We start from the raw sequence: 17,429 nt of genomic DNA on the forward strand, positions 1-17,429 counted from the left end.
ATATTTTTTAGAAGGGGGAATAGCTAGTGAAGGTTTTTTATGTAACAGCAGAGTGTTGGCCCTTTGCTAAAACTGGAGGATTAGGAGATGTATCTTATGCATTGCCTAAAGAATTAAAAAAAGAAGGTGTAGATGTAAGGGTAATAATGCCTAAATATTCAACTATACCAAGTTATTTAAAAGATCAATTAAAAGAAATAGCCGTTTTTAGTGTACGCGTTGGATGGAGAAATCAATATTGTGGTCTTTTAGAAATGGAACTAGATGGTGTTAAATTTTATTTTATAGACAATGAATTTTATTTTAGAAGAGAAGATGAGAGAAAGAGTATTTATGGGTATGGAGATGATGCAGAAAGATATACATTCTTTACAGATGCTGTCTTAGAAGCTATAAGTAGAATTGACTTTTATCCAGATGTAATACATATAAATGATTGGCACACAGGTATGTTACCATTAATTTTAAAAGAGAGATATGCAACCCTTGAGGGGTATAAAAATATAAAAACTATGTATACTATACATAATCTACAATATCAAGGTGTATTTGATAAGTATGTCTTAAATGATATATTAGATTTACCTGAAAAATATTTTGATAATGGAGATATAGAGTATTATGGTTCAATAAATTTTATGAAAGCTGGAATAAATTTTGCAGATAAAGTTATAACTGTTAGTCCTACTTATGCAAATGAGATACAAACATCTTTTTATGGAGAACAATTAGATGGTTTACTTAGAAAGGAATCAGGCAAATTAAAAGGGATATTAAATGGCATAGATTATGACCTGAATAACCCTGAGAAAGATAAGGATATATTTGTCAATTACAATGTAAATTCTATTGAGAAAAAATTGGAAAATAAATTAAGATTACAAGATATATTAGGATTAAAAAAGGATTCATCTATTCCATTAATAGGGATAGTTTCAAGACTAGTTTCTCAAAAAGGATTTGATTTAATAGCCTATATGATGCCTGAGCTTATGAGGGAAAATTTACAAATTGTCATTTTAGGAACTGGGGAACATCAATATCAATCAATGTTTAATTATTATGATTCTAATTTTTCAGATAAAGTATCTGCTAGAATTACATTCAATGCATCGTTGGCTCAACAAATTTATGCTGCAAGTGATATATTCTTGATGCCATCACTATTTGAACCTTGTGGTATAGGTCAAATGCTAGCTATGAGATATGGTTCTTTACCAGTAGTTAGAGAAACTGGAGGACTTAAAGATACTGTAATACCTTACAATCAATTTACTGGAGAAGGTAATGGATTTAGTTTTAAAAATTACAATGCTCATGAGATGTTTTTCTGTTTGCAAAATGCAATTAAAGTTTTTAAAGATAAAGAAAAATGGATTAAAGTAGTTGAAAATGCAATGAATACTGATAATAGTTGGAAAAAATCAGCTAAGGAGTATATAGAAACATATAGAGACATATGTGATTAAAGGAGTGGTTTTTTTGGTAACAATAAGCAAAAAGAAATTCAAGCAAAAATTTGAAGTGAAAATGTATAGCTTATATGCACAGTCTATCAAGGAAGCTACTGATGAACAATTGTTAAATGTATTATGTAGTCTACTGAAAGATGAAATAGCAAAAAAATGGGTTGCTACGAAATTAGATAAGAAAAAAGAGGTTTATTATTTTAGTCTAGAGTTTTTAATAGGAAGACAATTAAAATCTAATTTACTAAATTTAAATATTGAAGAAGAAGTTAGAGAAGGATTACTAGAATTAGGAATTAACTTAGATGATTTAATCAAAGCTGAGGTAGACCCAGCTATAGGGAATGGTGGTCTTGGAAGATTAGCAGCATGTTTTTTAGATTCTATGGCATCTTTGAACATAAGTGGTCAAGGATATGGAATTAGATATAAATATGGTTTATTTGAACAAAAATTTGTAAATGGTTATCAGGTCGAAGTACCTGATAACTGGCTTACAGAAGGACGTTATGCATGGGAAACTGTAAGACCAAATGAAGCGACGATGGTAAAGTTTGGTGGAGAAGTAGAGTTGATTAAGGAGGGAAACCATTTAAAAGTAGTCCATAAAAACTATCTTCCTGTAATGGCAATGCCTTATGATATACCAATAATCGGATACCAGAATCAGTGTATCAATACTTTAAGATTATTTAAAAGTGAGATACCAAAAAGAGACTTTGGAGAACTTACTTCAAATGCTCTAAATTATTCAGGAAGTTATGAAGAGGCCCTAAAACACAAGTACTATACTGAAGAAATTTCACAGGTGTTGTATCCTGATGATTCAAATTATGCAGGAAAATTATTGAGACTGAAGCAAGAGTATTTCTTTGTAAGTGCAGGTGTACAAGATATAATAAGGAAGTATAAAAAGAATAAACTAAACATCAGTAATTTATTTGATAAGGTGGCAATTCATATAAATGATACACATCCTACCTTGTGTATACCAGAACTTATGAGAATTTTACTTGATGAAGAAGGCTTATCTTGGGATGAAGCATGGCAGATAACTAAAAAAACAGTATCTTATACTAATCATACTATAATGTCAGAAGCAATGGAAAAGTGGCCTGTAAGTATGATAAAAGAGTTATTACCAAGAATTTATATGATAATAGAAGAAATAAACAGAAGGTATGTAGAAGAATTAAATAATAAAGGATATGACCAAGATAAAATAAGAAGAATGAGTATAATAGACTGGGACAACATAAATATGGCAAATTTATGTATTGTAACAAGTCACAGTGTAAATGGAGTTGCTAAGCTTCATACTCAAATTCTTGAAACAGAAGTTTTAAAAGATTTTTATCAAGACGAACCAAATAAATTTAACAATAAAACTAATGGAATTGCACATAGAAGATGGCTTATAAGTTCAAATCCGCAACTTAGCAATTTAATAACAGATTTAATTGGTGATTCATGGAAAACAGATACTTTACAGCTAAAGAATATTGAAAAATTTAAAAATGATTCTTCTGTTTTAAAAAGACTTGATGATATAAAATACAATAATAAAGTAAATTTAGCAAATTTTATAAATGATAAATACGATTTAAATATCGACCCTAATTCTATATTTGATGTTCAGGTTAAGAGGTTGCATGCTTATAAAAGGCAGCTATTGAATATTTTTAATGTACTCCATATGTATCATGAATTACTTGACAATCCTAATTTAAATATTGACCCAAGAACTTTTATATTTGGAGCAAAAGCTGCACCAGGATATTATTTAGCCAAGTGCATAATTAAATTTATAAATTCAGTTGCAAGTACTATAAATAATGATGTTAGAGTAAAGGACAAGTTAAAAGTCGTATTTATAGAGAACTATGGTGTATCATTAGCAGAGATAATAATACCAGCAGCAAATGTGAGTGAACAAATTTCAACGACAACAAAAGAAGCATCAGGAACAAGTAATATGAAGTTTATGATGAATGGTGCTATAACTTTAGCAACATTAGATGGTGCAAATGTAGAAATATGTGAACAAGTAGGAAAAGAAAATATGTTTTTATTTGGACTTAGTGCAGAGCAAGTACTTAATTATAATAAGTTTGGTGGATATTCTTCACTTGATTTGTATCATTCTAACATGGATATAAAAAGAGTAGTAGATGACTTAATAAATGGATTTATTCCTAACCTAGGTGAAGAAGGTAGAAGTATTTATAATTCACTTACCACTTACAATGATGAATACTTTGTATTGAGGGATTTTGAAAATTATGGGCAAGCTCAAGCAAATATAAACAAACTATATCGTGATAAAGAAAAATGGAATACAATGTCTTTGGTTAATATAGCTAATTCAGGATTTTTTTCTTCTGATAGAACAATTTCTGAATATGCAAAAGACATTTGGTTTAAAAGGGTGTGATTATAAATGCAAAACATAATAGAATATAACTCTTGGGATAAAAATTTTAAGGCTCCGTTTGGAGCTTTAAAATTTGATGAAGAATTGATGATTAATGTCAAAGTAAATGAAGGATATAATGTTGAGTCTATTTCCCTAGAAATAAACAAAGAAGATGAATCAAAAACAATAATTTTAAATGAAGAATTAAACAATAATACACTTAGAAAGTATTTTTATTGTAAGGTTGGAAAATTTGATATAACTGGTGTTTATTTTTATTATTTTAAAGTGATTGCTGAAATAAATGGTGAGAAAAAGACTGTATTCTATGGAAAGAATAGAGAAAATGGATACACTTGTGAATATAATTATAATGATATCAATAAATATCAAATTACTGTTTATAGAGACTTTAAAGTGCCAAACTGGTACAAAGAAGGAGTACTTTACCATATATTTGTAGATAGATTTAACAATGGAAATCGTAATGGGAAGGTTGATAATCCTAAAAAAAACAGCTTTATATATGGCAATTGGGACGATATACCTATGTACATAAAGGACAATAGAGGGGATATTATAAGATGGGATTTTCATGGTGGAAATTTAAGGGGAATAATTAATAAACTTGGGTATCTAAAAAAATTAGGAGTGAGTATATTATATCTGAGTCCTATATTTGAAGCTTCTAGTAATCACAAGTATGACACAGGAAATTATAAAAAGATTGACCCTATGTTTGGAGATGAAGATACATTTAAAGAATTAATTGATAAAGCAAAAGAAAAAGATATATCAATAGTACTTGATGGTGTTTTTAGTCACACTGGAGCAGATAGTAAGTATTTTAATATGTATGGAAATTATGATAGTTTAGGTGCATATCAATCAAAAGAATCACCATATTATTCATGGTATGTGTTTGAAGAATTTCCTCATAAATATAAAAGTTGGTGGGATATAAAGACCTTGCCAAATACAAATGAATTAGAAAAAAGCTATATGGATTATATAATATATGACAAGGATAGTGTCATAAACAAATGGATGAATATGGGGATTAAAGGATGGCGATTGGATGTTGCAGATGAACTGCCAACTGAGTTTATAAGAGAGCTGAGAAAGGAACTAAAAGAAGCTGATAATGACTCTATACTTATAGGGGAAGTATGGGAAGATGCCTCAAATAAGATTAGTTATGGTCAAAGGAGAAGCTATTTATTAGGTGAAGAATTAGATTCTGTTATGGGATATCCATTTAGAAATAATATGTTTTCATTTTTAAAAGGAGAAATTAATTCATATGAACTTAGCAATAAATATATGCAAATTAAAGAAAATTATCCAGAAGAATCATTTAAGTCTAATTTAAATTTAATTGGAACACATGATGTCACAAGAGCTAAAACTGAATTAAATAATGATATAGATTTGATGAAACTTGCTGTAGCTACGCAGATGACCTTTGAAGGAGTACCATATATATACTATGGAGATGAGGCAGGTCTTTGTGGAGATGTAGACCCAGACAATAGAAGAACATATCCATGGAAAAATGAAGATGAAGATATGTTAAATTTTTATAAAAATATTATAAAAATCAGAAATAAAAATAAAATTTTAAGTTCTGGAGAAACAGAATTCATATATACTAAAAATGACAATGTGTTTGCATTTATAAGATTTAATGAATATAATGATAGGATACTGATTTTAATAAATAGAAGTAACAATCCTGAAAATATATCATTAAATATAGAAGGTAACTTTATAGAGGAAATACCTATAAAGTATAATCTTAAAAATATAAATAAAAATATACAGATAGAAAACAATGAATTAAAAATCCATATGGATTCTAAATCATTTATTATTTTTAGTGTATTTTAAGTATAATAATTTAAGTTAAAAATAAAAATGTAGCAAAAATTTTGATTTATCAAAGGTTTTGCTACATTTTTGTTTTAAATTATCATAAAAATTTTAGTATTTCAAAATATACAAAGAAGTGTAAAAAATATAGAAGTTATGATATTATATAGATAAGTAAGATAAAACAAAACCTCTCTACTGAAGTTGTAGGGAGATTTAACTTTTATAATCTTAATATGGAGGAGTGTCTTATGAAAGTAGATCCACTTACAACTCAAGTCTATGACTATATATCAAAAAAAATCCAAAATGGAGAGTATGAAGCTAATCAGAGAATTACTGAATCTGAAATTTGTAACTCTATTGGAGTTAGTAGAACACCAGCAAGGGAAGCACTAACGAGGTTGGCAGGTGAAAATTTACTAGAAAAGATACCTAATAAGGGATTTGTGGTAAAAGAGTTTCAGGAAAAGGAAAAACTAGACACATACTCTGTAATTGGTATGTTAGATGCGTTAGCAGGCTCTTCATCTTTAGAAAATTTAACTGAATCAGATTTAATAAAAATGGACGAGTTAACAGAAATGATGGCTATCTCTATAAAGTATAAAAATTACAATAACTACTTAAAACTAAGCAATGAATTTCACGATATATACATAGCAAAATCAGATAATCAGGTGTTAATAAATATGTTGAACTCTCTTAGATATAATTTTATGTCAAAGTCATATACTAGCGACAATGAAGAAGAATTGTATAAAATGCTAACTTACAGCAATAATCAACATATTGAGGCAGTGAAGTTTATGAGAGCAAAGGATTCAGAAAATGTTGAAGCAATTTTAAGAAAACATTGGAAAACGATACCTATAGCAGAGATGGAATAAGAGAAGCTTTTAAAAGCTTCTCTTATTTTTTTATAATTCTATCATTATTTTATTATTTTTAATATATAAATATCAATATAAAATTAATTAAAAATACAATTAATTTTATATTGATATTTATAGGTTAATGTAGTACTATTTTAATGCAAAATATAAAGGGAGGGGATAATATAAAAACATATTTTTCAATAGGAGAAGTGTCTAGACTTTTTGATTTATCAATAAAAACTCTAAGATACTACGATAAAGTAGGTATATTAAAACCAGCATATGTAAATCAAGAAAATAAATATAGGTATTATTCAAGAGAACAATTTATGAGTATAGATGTAATTAAGTACTGTAAGATTATGGGGATGGCTCTTGAAGATATAAAAAAATTAATTGATTCAGACAGTTCAATTGATTCTATGATGAATACAATTGATAGACAAAATAAAATGATAGAAAATAAAATAAAAGAACTATCAGATGTGAAAAATTATCTAAATGATATAGAATTTAAAGTAAATGAATTGTTAAAATATGATTTAAATAATGTATTTATAAAATACAATAAAGAAAGAAAAGTAAATGTATATAAATGTAATTCAAAGGATGAAGTGGAACTTGAGATGTATCTGAGACATATTATTTTACACATTCAAGATAAGTATAATGATGTATATCCTATAATCTCAGGTAGTATTTCATATGAGAAAGTAATCAAAGAAGGTAAAGCATTATTATATGATGATATAGTAGATTTTAAAGAAAGAGAAGAATATGAGAATGAGCATATTTTACCAGCAGGTGAATATTTAACAATTATATATGATGATAATTGGAATAATGCCTATGATTATTATCAAAAAATAATAGATTATGCAAAGAATAATAATATAGAACTTGTTGGAAATTTTAATGAAATATGGATGCTTTCCAGAGTAGATTCAGATACAAAAGAAAAGACATTGGTTCAATTAGAAATAAGAAAAAAATAGTATACAAAAAAACTTGACTCTACCCTCAGAGGATAGATTAGTATTTTATATAGTGAAATAATATTTATTATAATAATCTATGGGAGGGAGATTTTTAATGGCAAAAAAATTTTTAGAGTATGCTATACCATCAGCTCTTGCTATGTTTGTATCATCATTTAATACAATATTAGATGGAATATTTTTGGGAAAAGGACTAGGCGATTCAGCACTTACAGCTGTTAGTATAGTAATGCCTCTTGTAATGGTATTTTTAGGATTATCCAGTTTAATGGCAGTTGGAGGAGGAGTACTAGTTTCCAAAAAATTTGGTTCTAGAGATGATGAAAGGGCTGTAAATATATTTAGACAAGTGATAAAAATCTTAATAATAGGTAGTTTATCTCTTACAATAATTTGTATACTTTTTTCAGAGCATATAGTTAGAATTATGGGAGCAACAGAAAATTTAGTAGGATTATCTTCTGAATATTTAACATTTTATGCTATTTTCTGTCTACCAAATTTGCTAGGTCTTGTTTTTTGTAGTTTTTTAAGAAATGATGGAAGACCAAAACTTGCTATGATAGCTACTGTGTCAGGAACAATATTTCATATAACTTTAAATTATCTATTTATATTTAAGCTTGGATTTGGTGTAAAAAGTGCAGCAATTGCAAGTGGCTTAGGTCAACTATCCACACTTTTAATAATGTTACCTCATTTTATGTTTAAAAAAGGTAAGTTATCTTTTGGTTCAGCAAAGATAGAAAAGGATGTTTTAAAAGAATTATTTAATATAGGATTTCCCTCATTCTTTGCAGAGAGTGCTTTTTCAATAATTATACTTGCACATAATATAGTTTTGACAAGAGTTGTTGGAGATGTAGGTCTTTCTGCTTATGCTGTAGTAAACTATGTAACTACTAATATTTATAATCTCTTAATGGGTATAACTTTAGGTGTTCAACCACTTATAAGCTATAATTTTGGTTCTAAAGAAAGTAAAAAAATGTTAGGCTATTATAATATGGCAACAAAAATGAGTTTCTTTGTATCTATAATGTTTACAGTAATATGTTTTTTATTTGGAAAAGAAATTATAAAAATATTTACAAGTGATAGAGAAATTATTTTAATGGCCTATGTTGCACTTAATATGGCTAATTTAGCCTATCTTATGATTGGGAAGAATTTGACAACTATGATGTATTATCAGGCGATAGAAATGCCAGTACATTCTAATATTATAGGCGTTTTACGTTCAATCCTACTGTTGCCAATTATACTACTTGTTTTTTCTAAGTTATTTGGAGTAAATGGAATATGGGTAAGTATGGCTGTTTCAGAACTTTTAACAGTTATAATTATGAGTAAAGTAGCAAATATAAAGGAATGTACAAAAAATGCTATAAGTCTATAATGTTATGATACTATAAATCTAGAGTAGTGAATTTATTTACTACTCTATTTTTGTTTGCATAAATAGAATTTATTCTATAGTATTAGATTAAATTTTAATAATTTTTATAAAAAATTTAAATCTACAAATATGAAAATTATTTAGTTACACTAAACTATGGATTTTAATATATAAAATAAAAATAGTATAAAAGTTTAGTAATAGAATACATACTAATTAAAAATATTAAACTTAAAGCGTTAGTAAAACTTGAAAAAAATAAAAATAAGAAATTGACTAAAAATAAGAAAGTTTACAAATACTAATTTTAAAAAAAATTAATATAAACAATAAAAAATATAAAAGTTTATAAATATTGATAACACTAAGGTATAGGTTTTTGATATGAAATAAAAAAATACTTGTAAAAATACTTGTTTGTTAATATAATAAATATCATGAGTTTAATAAAAGTAAAAATAAAAAATAGAAATAATAAATAAAAACAATGAAAATATTAGAATATAGAGAGGGGATGAATTTAAAGTCATGGACAGTGAGTTCGCAAATGCAGTTGAATTGAGCTATGAATGTGCTCCATTATTGGAATCATTAAAAGAATATTCAAAAAGAGATATAGCTTGCTTTGATGTACCTGGACATGTGAAAAATAGAGGTGTAGATATATTAAATAAATATCTAGGTGAAAATCTCATGAAAATGGATATAAACTCATCACCCACTATGGATAATGTATCTAATCCAACTGGAGTCATAAAAAATGCACAAGATTTATTAGCACAGGCTTATATGGCTGATGAAGCATTCTTTATAACTAATGGTACTACACAAGCAATACATGCAATGATTTTAAGTGTAATAAATCCAGGAGAAAAAGTATTGCTACCAAGAAATATTCATAAGTCAGTAATAAATGCTTTAATACTTTGTGGAGGAATACCAATATTTATACAACCAGAATTTGATGAGCAATTAGGTATAAGTTTAAATATTACTATTGAGAAAGTTAAAGAGGAAATAGAGAAAAACTGCGATATAAAAGCTTTATTTTTACTTAATCCAACTTATTATGGTGCTTGTGCAGACCTTGAGAGCATCATAGAATTATGTCATAAAAATAATCTTTTAGTATTAGTAGATGAAGCTCATGGTGCTCATTTTCCATTTCATTTAGATTTACCTCCTTCTGCAATAAGTTTAGGAGCAGATATGGTGGCTGTAAGTATACATAAAACTGGAGGAGCATTGACACAATCTTCAGCACTTTTATTGAATAGAGAAAATATAAGAGTTGAAAAAGTACTTCAGTCAATCAACATGTTACAGTCTACATCTGCATCTTATTTACTTATGGCAAGTATAGATGGAGCAAGAGTTAACCTAGTTGAAAATGGAGAAGAACAATTATCAAAAGCATTAAATTTATCTAGATATGCAAAAGCTAGATTAAATAAAATAGATGGAATAGATGTTTTGTCTACCGAAATATTAAAAAGAAAAGGTGTTAAATTTATAGATGAAACTAAATTATGTATAAATGTAAAAGGGTTAAATTTAACTGGTTTTGAAGTGTATGATTTGTTGTATAAAAAGTTTTCAATTCAAGTAGAACTAGGCGATTTGTACAATATCTTGGCACTTGTGTCTATTGGAACCAACAAATCAGATATTGACAGATTGGTTAAGGCTCTTTCTATAATTGAAAAAAATTATAGAAAAGAAACCAAGTTAAATGAGTTTAATATGATTCAAATAAATCCAACTATTGAGCTTAATCCGCGAGAAGCTTTTTATGCATCTAAAGAAAGCATAGATATTAAGTCATGCATAGGTAGAATTTGTGGAGAATCAATAATGGCATACCCACCAGGCATACCAATTGTTACTCCAGGAGAATTAATAACAAAAGAAATTATGGAGTATATTGTTTTTTTAAAAAAGAGTAATGCATATTTGACTGATATGCAAGATAAAAACTTAGATACAATACTCGTTATAAAATAAATTGTGTTATTGGATAAATACAATAGTACATATAAATATGTAAAAGGAGTTGGGATTGAAATGAAATTTGAAACACTAGGAAGACATATACTAGTAGAATACTATAACTGTGATGAGAGTATACTTAAAGACCCACATCTTATAGAAAATTTTATGAATGATTCAGCATTAAACGCAAAGGCTACAATTGTTGATTCTGTATTTCACCATTTTAATCCTTGGGGGGTTTCAGGTGCTGTAATAATTGCTGAATCTCATTTGACAATACATACTTGGCCTGAATATGGTTATGCAGCGGCGGATTTTTTCACTTGTGGTGATATAGACCCATGGAAAAGTTTTGAATTATTGGAACAGCTTCTAAAATCAGAAAGAAGTGAGTCCACAGAAATTCCAAGAGGATTGACAACAAAAATAAAAAAATATTCAAAAAAAGATTTAGGTAAAATCACTCATAAACCTGAAGCAGTATAAACGTAAAATAGATAAATGAAAGTGAGGATTATTATATGGAACTTTGGTATACAGAGGAATGGACAAAAAATGTAAGATTTTCTATAAAAGTAGATAGACATTTGTTTGAAGGAAAATCTGAATTTCAAAGAATAGATGTGTTTGATAGTGAGGAATTTGGTAAGTTTCTGACAATAGATGGTTTAATGATGGTGACATATAAAGATGAGTTTATATATCATGACATGATAACTCATGTTCCTATGGCTACAAATCTAAATATTAAAAAAGTCTTAGTTATAGGTGGTGGAGATGGTGGTACAGTAAGAGAGTTAAGTCGTTATCCTAAAATAGAAAAAATTGATATGGTTGAAATAGATAAAATGGTTGTGGATGTGTCTAAAGAGTATATAGATATATGTTCATGTAAATTAGATGATGAAAGAGTAAATTTATATTTTGAAGATGGAGTTAAATTTGTTAAGGAAGCTTATGACAAATCTTATGACCTGATAATAGTAGATTCAACTGACCCAATAGGACCAGGAGAAGGACTTTTTTCAAATGCTTTTTATAGAGATTGTTATAGAATACTAACTGATGATGGAATTTTAGTAAATCAAAGTGAAAGTCCTTATTTTGAGTTTAATGCTAAGGAAATGAAAAGAGCCAACGATAAGTTAAAAGGGATATTTCCAATAGCTAAAGTTTATCAAGCACATATACCAACATATCCATCTGGACACTGGTTATTTGGCTTTGCTTCAAAAAAACTAGACCCAATAAAGAATCAAGATAGAGATGGCTGGGAAAAATTAAATTTAAAAACGAAGTATTATAATAGTGATATCCATTTAGGTTCATTTATGTTACCTCAATATGTAAAGGAGATGCTAAATGAAGAGTAATTTCTATCATATAAATACATTTATGGGTATGGATAAAAGTTATGAAGAATCAAATCTGATAGTGTTTGGAGTAGGGTTTGATGGAACTACTTCAAATAGACCTGGAGCTAGATTTGCAAGTAGCTCAATGAGAAAAGAATTTTATGGTCTTGAGACATATAGTCCTTTTTTAGACTTGGATTTAGAAGATTATAATATATGTGATTGTGGAGATTTGGAAATTAGTGTTGGAGATACAGAACAAGTTTTGAAAGAAATATATGATGAAACTGCTAGTATAGTTGAAGATTTAAAGATTCCATTTATGATTGGTGGAGAACATCTAGTTACTTTACCAGCCTTTAAAGCAGTTTATGAGAAGTATAATGATGTGTATGTAATTCATTTTGATGCTCACACAGATTTAAGAGAAGAATATAATAACAGTAAAAATTCTCATGCAACAGTAATTAAAAGAGTATGGGATATTGTTGGAGATGATAAAATATTTCAATTTGGAATAAGGTCTGGAACAAGAGAAGAATTTAAGTTTGCAATAGAACAAAAACATACCTATATGGAAGTCGGTGGAATAAATACATTTGAAAAGATAATTAATAAATTGAATGGGAAAAATGTTTATTTAACTATAGATTTAGATGTGTTGGATGCATCTGTATTTCCAGGAACAGGCACGCCAGAACCTGGTGGTATAAATTATAGAGAATTTCAAGATGTTTTTAAGATTATAAAAAAATCTAATATAAATATAGTTGGTTGTGATATTGTAGAGCTTAGCCCTGATTATGATACGACAGGAGTATCAACAGTTATAGCATGCAAAGTATTGAGAGAATTATGTTTAATAATATCAAGTAAATTTAGGTAGAGAAGTCTGTATAAATAATATACTATAAAATAAAGAAGTTACTTTAAATAAGTTGTTTTAAGCTTAGCACTTTTTTAAGGTAACTTCTTTATTTTTTAAACAATAAATTTAAACAATAAAAAAGAGCCTTATGTAGCTCCTTTTTCTAAAATATATATATTTAAATTAAATAATTATATTCTATTTACGTTTTCAGCTTGAGGTCCTCTATTACCTTGAGTTATATCAAAGCTAACCTTTTCGCCTTCTTCTAAAGTTTTGTATCCATCAGTTTGTATAGCTGAGAAATGTACAAAAACATCGTCTTCTCCTTCTACTGATATGAATCCAAATCCTTTTTCACTATTAAACCATTTTACTATTCCGTTTTTCATTATAAAAAAACCTCCGCTTTATTAAAAAATACAAACTAAATAAATTAAGTCTGTTCTATTAATATAGCATAAATTTTAAAAAAAAGCAATTGAAATTTTAAAAAAAGTTAATCAATTTTATAATTTAAAAAAATTTATTAAAAAATATATTAATAATGAAAGAAAATAAAATAGAAATCTGAGAGAGTCTGGTAAATTTAATATCAAAAAATGTAATATATAAATTGAAAAATAAAAAATAAAATTTAAAAAAATAATAAAAAATATTATAAAATAGGTTAAAAATAAAATTTAAAAATAGTGAAATTTCAGAAATATCACTATTATTATATAATAAAATAAAAAAACAATATATGAATTCGATAAAATAAAAATTAAATATATAATATTTTACATATATATTAATAAAAGGAAATATTATGCTATAATAATACCGTATAAAATTATTTACGGGGGTGGTATTAACATGTTTCAATTTGAAACACAAATACACAAATTAAGACATGATGTTTTAACTGCAATAGCTAGGCTTGGAAAAGAAGATAACCTTACAAGAGAAGCAATGGATAATATTCAATATGAAATAATAAAAGGCGAGAAACCTACATACAGATGTTGTGTTTATAAAGAAAGAGCTATAATATCTGAAAGAGTAAATGTAAGTATGGGACTATTGCCAGGTCAAGATAAAATAGATTTAGATACAATGGATGTAGGAGAAGATGAACAAATAATATATATTTTAGAAGCAGCATGTGATAGTTGCCCAATAAATGAATTTACAGTAACTGATATCTGTAGAGGTTGTTTAGCACATAGATGTAAAGAAGCTTGTAAATTTGGGGCTATTACACATGTTGGAGGAATGGCTTATATAAATCATGAATTATGTAAGGCTTGTGGAATGTGTAAAAAAGCTTGTCAGTATGATGCCATCTCAGAGGTTGTAAGACCATGTAAGAGCGTATGTCCAACTAATGCTTTAGGGTTTGATAGAGAAAATATGAAAGCTATGATACATGAAGATAAATGTTTAAACTGTGGTGCTTGTATGTCAGCATGCCCATTTGGAGCGATATCTGATAAGAGTTTGATAGCTCCAGTAGCTAGAAAATTAGTACAAAAAGAAAAAATGTACGCAGTAGTAGCTCCAGCTATAACAGGTCAAGTTGAAGCAAATGTTACATATGGTCAAATAAAAAATGCTATAAAATCATTAGGTTTTGTCGATGTACTAGAGGCAGCTTGTGGAGCAGATGCAGTTACAGTTCATGAAAGTTTAGAGTTTGCTGAAAGAATGGAAAAAGGAGACACTTTTATGACAAACTCTTGTTGCCCAGGATTTGTTGGTTACATAGAAAAGACATTCCCAGACCTTGTAGGAAAAATATCTTCTACTGTATCTCCTATGATAGCTAGTGGAAGATTTATAAAAAATTATGAACCTGATGCAAAAGTAGTATTTATAGGTCCTTGTACAGCTAAAAAGAATGAAGCAGCTAAAAAGGAATTAAAAGGAGCTGTTGACTATGTACTAACTTTTGAAGAAATAATGGCACTATTTGAAGCCTTTGATATAGACTTAGCTAAGTGTTCAAATGAAGATATAGATGATGCATCAATATTTGGAAGAGGCTTTGGTGCTGCTGGCGGACTTACAAAAGCTATAGAAAATTATCTTGCTGAAAAAGGTATTGGAGTTAATTTCGAACCTGTAAAAATTTCTGGTTCAAGAGAGATTAAGAAGACAATTACTATGGCTAATTTAGGGAAATTAGAAGGAAACTTTATAGAAGGTATGATGTGCGAAGGTGGATGTATTAATGGTTCTGGTAAGTTCTTACTAGGAGCAAAAGCTAAAGCTACATTTGATAGAAAAAATTCTCAATCAACTAAGAAAAGTGTTTTAGCAAATACAAAAATAAAAGATTTTAGTGATATAAATCTAGAAAAATAAATCTATAGATAATCATAAAAAATATAGATGGAGAATAGAGTTGTTCTAAGTTGTAATTTAACATTAGGATAACTCTATTTTTATTTAGATTTATATCAAGATGTTTAAGTACTTAAAATAAAAATTAGATATATAATATTTTGTATATAACTTAACAAAAACTATGCCTGTGTTATAATAATTTATGGAAATAAATAAAAAATACAATATACATAATAGTATAAATATAGGTGAAATAGGTGATTTATAGGGAGGAGTACTTATGTTTGAGTTCGAAACACAGCTAAAAAGATTAAAACATGAAGTTTTAACAGTTGTAGCAAAGTTATCAATTGAAGAAAATTTAACAAAAGAAAATATAGAAAAAATTCCATATGAAATAATTAAAGGAGAGAAAGCAAGATATAGATGTTGCGTTTATAAAGAGAGAGAGGTAGTTCTTGAACGAGCACAGCTTGCACTGAGTTTGACACCAAATGCTAAATATGAAAATATAAATCCAGATTCAGTAAATTTAGGTTCTAATGAGCAAATTATGTATATAGTAGAAGCTGCATGTGATAGATGTCCAATAAATGAATTTACAGTAACAGAACTTTGTAGAGGGTGTTTGGCACATAGATGTAAAGAAGCTTGTAAGTTTGGAGCAATTTCTTATATAAATGGAAGAGCTTATATAAACCATGATTTATGCAAAGCTTGTGGAATGTGTAAAAGTTCATGTCAATATGATGCTATCTCAGAAGTTGTAAGACCATGTAAAAGTGTATGCCCAACTGGGGCGTTAGATTTTAACAGGGATACTATGAAGGCTATGATACATGAAGATAATTGTATAAATTGTGGTGCATGCATGTCAGCCTGTCCATTTGGAGCAATATGTGACAAGAGTTTGATAGCACCAGTTGCAAAAAAACTTGCAAGAAAAGAAAATATGTATGCTATAGTAGCTCCAGCAATAACAGGTCAAATTGATAGTAATATTACATATGGACAATTAAAAAATGCTGTAAAATCACTAGGATTTATAGATATGATAGAAGCTTCTTGTGGAGCAGATGCAGTTACAGTTCATGAAAGTAATGAATTTATTGAAAGAATAAAATCTGGAGATAAGTATATGACCAATTCATGTTGTCCTGGCTTCTTTAAGTATATAGAGAAGATGTTCCCAGATGAAGTTGATAAAATATCTTCTACAGTATCACCTATGGTAGCCACAGGAAGATTCGTAAAAAAATTTGATTCTGATGCTAAGGTAGTATTTATAGGTCCATGTACTGCAAAAAAGAGTGAGGCAACTGAGGAATGTTTAAAAGATGCAGTAGATTATGTACTTACTTTTGAAGAATTAATGGCATTATTTGAAGCTTTTAATGTAGATTTGTCAAAATGCTCAAATGATGATATAAATGATGGTTCAATTTTTGGAAGAGGATTTGGAGCATCTGGTGGGCTCACAAAATCAATACAAAATTATATTGCTGAAAAAGGTATCAGTTTTGATTTTGAGACTATAAAAGTTTCTGGACCAAGACAAATTAAGAAAACAATGACAATGGCTAAATTAGGTAGATTAGAAGGTAATTTTATAGAAGGAATGATGTGCGAAGAAGGCTGTATTAATGGAGCTGGTAAGTTCTTATCAGGTGCAAAAGCTAAAAATACTTTTGATAGAAAAAATGGACAGTCAACTAAGAAGAGTGTTTTATCTAATGATAAAATAAAAGAGTTTGAAGATTTAAATTTAGAAAGATAGTATTAATTAATATTTTAAAAAATACTTAGTTACAATTATAAAACTAAACTATTTGTTATATTTAATGCCACAAA

The 17,429-nt window shown here is 27.9% G+C and carries 13 protein-coding genes; 12 read left to right on the forward strand and 1 reads right to left on the reverse strand.

Annotation, left to right across the window (positions count from 1 at the left end):
- The first annotated feature begins 26 nt into the window (after positions 1 to 26).
- The 10 genes from glgA to speB all read left to right on the forward strand — a co-directional run bounded on the left by glgA (position 27) and on the right by speB (position 13,265).
- Positions 27 to 1,469 carry a glycogen synthase GlgA gene (gene glgA, locus IC219_RS08405; RefSeq protein ID WP_227482954.1) on the forward strand — a complete coding sequence of 481 codons (1,443 nt, stop codon included), beginning with the start codon at positions 27 to 29 and terminating at the stop codon, positions 1,467 to 1,469.
- Between the two features lie 13 nt (positions 1,470 to 1,482).
- Entirely contained in the window at positions 1,483 to 3,903 is a 2,421-nt protein-coding gene (locus IC219_RS08410) for a glycogen/starch/alpha-glucan phosphorylase (protein ID WP_227482953.1), read from the forward strand.
- Between the two features lie 6 nt (positions 3,904 to 3,909).
- On the forward strand, positions 3,910 to 5,775 hold the full coding sequence (locus IC219_RS08415) for a glycoside hydrolase family 13 protein (RefSeq protein WP_227482952.1): 1,866 nt from the start codon (positions 3,910 to 3,912) through the stop codon (positions 5,773 to 5,775).
- Positions 5,776 to 6,008: 233 nt separating this feature from the next.
- Positions 6,009 to 6,647: a GntR family transcriptional regulator gene (locus IC219_RS08420; protein ID WP_227436760.1), complete on the forward strand. Its 639-nt coding sequence runs from the start codon at positions 6,009 to 6,011 to the stop codon at positions 6,645 to 6,647.
- Between the two features lie 143 nt (positions 6,648 to 6,790).
- On the forward strand, positions 6,791 to 7,630 hold the full coding sequence (locus IC219_RS08425) for a MerR family transcriptional regulator (protein WP_227436759.1): 840 nt from the start codon (positions 6,791 to 6,793) through the stop codon (positions 7,628 to 7,630).
- A gap of 97 nt (positions 7,631 to 7,727) precedes the next feature.
- A complete protein-coding gene (locus IC219_RS08430; RefSeq protein WP_227482951.1) occupies positions 7,728 to 9,032 on the forward strand; it encodes an MATE family efflux transporter in 1,305 nt (434 codons plus the stop codon).
- A gap of 528 nt (positions 9,033 to 9,560) precedes the next feature.
- Entirely contained in the window at positions 9,561 to 11,036 is a 1,476-nt protein-coding gene (locus IC219_RS08435) for an aminotransferase class I/II-fold pyridoxal phosphate-dependent enzyme (RefSeq protein ID WP_227482950.1), read from the forward strand.
- Between the two features lie 60 nt (positions 11,037 to 11,096).
- The gene (gene speD / locus IC219_RS08440; protein WP_227436754.1) at positions 11,097 to 11,510 is read left to right on the forward strand and encodes an adenosylmethionine decarboxylase; all 414 of its coding nucleotides are present in this window, start codon (positions 11,097 to 11,099) and stop codon (positions 11,508 to 11,510) included.
- A 35-nt stretch (positions 11,511 to 11,545) separates the two neighbouring features.
- Entirely contained in the window at positions 11,546 to 12,397 is an 852-nt protein-coding gene (speE, locus tag IC219_RS08445) for a polyamine aminopropyltransferase (protein ID WP_227831592.1), read from the forward strand.
- On the forward strand, positions 12,387 to 13,265 hold the full coding sequence (gene speB, locus IC219_RS08450) for an agmatinase (protein ID WP_227824767.1): 879 nt from the start codon (positions 12,387 to 12,389) through the stop codon (positions 13,263 to 13,265). Before speE ends, speB begins: the two co-directional genes overlap by 11 nt.
- 173 nt (positions 13,266 to 13,438) lie before the next feature.
- On the opposite strand, the gene IC219_RS08455 is transcribed toward speB, so the two are convergent.
- Positions 13,439 to 13,639 (reverse strand): cold-shock protein, encoded by a 201-nt coding sequence (locus IC219_RS08455; RefSeq protein WP_227436749.1) that lies wholly within the window; start codon positions 13,637 to 13,639, stop codon positions 13,439 to 13,441.
- 466 nt (positions 13,640 to 14,105) lie between these two features.
- Between IC219_RS08455 and IC219_RS08460 the strand changes: the two genes are divergently transcribed.
- Together IC219_RS08460 and IC219_RS08465 are read left to right on the forward strand one after the other, a co-directional pair.
- Positions 14,106 to 15,596 (forward strand): 4Fe-4S dicluster domain-containing protein, encoded by a 1,491-nt coding sequence (locus IC219_RS08460; RefSeq protein WP_227482949.1) that lies wholly within the window; start codon positions 14,106 to 14,108, stop codon positions 15,594 to 15,596.
- 262 nt (positions 15,597 to 15,858) lie between these two features.
- Positions 15,859 to 17,355 carry a 4Fe-4S dicluster domain-containing protein gene (locus IC219_RS08465; protein WP_227853317.1) on the forward strand — a complete coding sequence of 499 codons (1,497 nt, stop codon included), beginning with the start codon at positions 15,859 to 15,861 and terminating at the stop codon, positions 17,353 to 17,355.
- Positions 17,356 to 17,429: the final 74 nt, after the last annotated feature.

Source organism: Clostridioides sp. ES-W-0018-02, assembly GCF_020658175.1.
Classification (GTDB): domain Bacteria; phylum Bacillota; class Clostridia; order Peptostreptococcales; family Peptostreptococcaceae; genus Clostridioides.

Coding starts and splice junctions, on each gene's coding strand:
- IC219_RS08415 (WP_227482952.1), top strand. CDS start 3,910: ATGCAAAACATAATAGAATATAACTCTTGGGATAAAAATTTTAAGGCT.
- IC219_RS08420 (WP_227436760.1), top strand. CDS start 6,009: ATGAAAGTAGATCCACTTACAACTCAAGTCTATGACTATATATCAAAA.
- IC219_RS08425 (WP_227436759.1), top strand. CDS start 6,791: ATGCAAAATATAAAGGGAGGGGATAATATAAAAACATATTTTTCAATA.
- IC219_RS08430 (WP_227482951.1), top strand. CDS start 7,728: ATGGCAAAAAAATTTTTAGAGTATGCTATACCATCAGCTCTTGCTATG.
- IC219_RS08435 (WP_227482950.1), top strand. CDS start 9,561: ATGGACAGTGAGTTCGCAAATGCAGTTGAATTGAGCTATGAATGTGCT.
- speD (WP_227436754.1), top strand. CDS start 11,097: ATGAAATTTGAAACACTAGGAAGACATATACTAGTAGAATACTATAAC.
- speE (WP_227831592.1), top strand. CDS start 11,546: ATGGAACTTTGGTATACAGAGGAATGGACAAAAAATGTAAGATTTTCT.
- speB (WP_227824767.1), top strand. CDS start 12,387: ATGAAGAGTAATTTCTATCATATAAATACATTTATGGGTATGGATAAA.
- IC219_RS08455 (WP_227436749.1), bottom strand. CDS start 13,639: ATGAAAAACGGAATAGTAAAATGGTTTAATAGTGAAAAAGGATTTGGA.
- IC219_RS08460 (WP_227482949.1), top strand. CDS start 14,106: ATGTTTCAATTTGAAACACAAATACACAAATTAAGACATGATGTTTTA.
- IC219_RS08465 (WP_227853317.1), top strand. CDS start 15,859: ATGTTTGAGTTCGAAACACAGCTAAAAAGATTAAAACATGAAGTTTTA.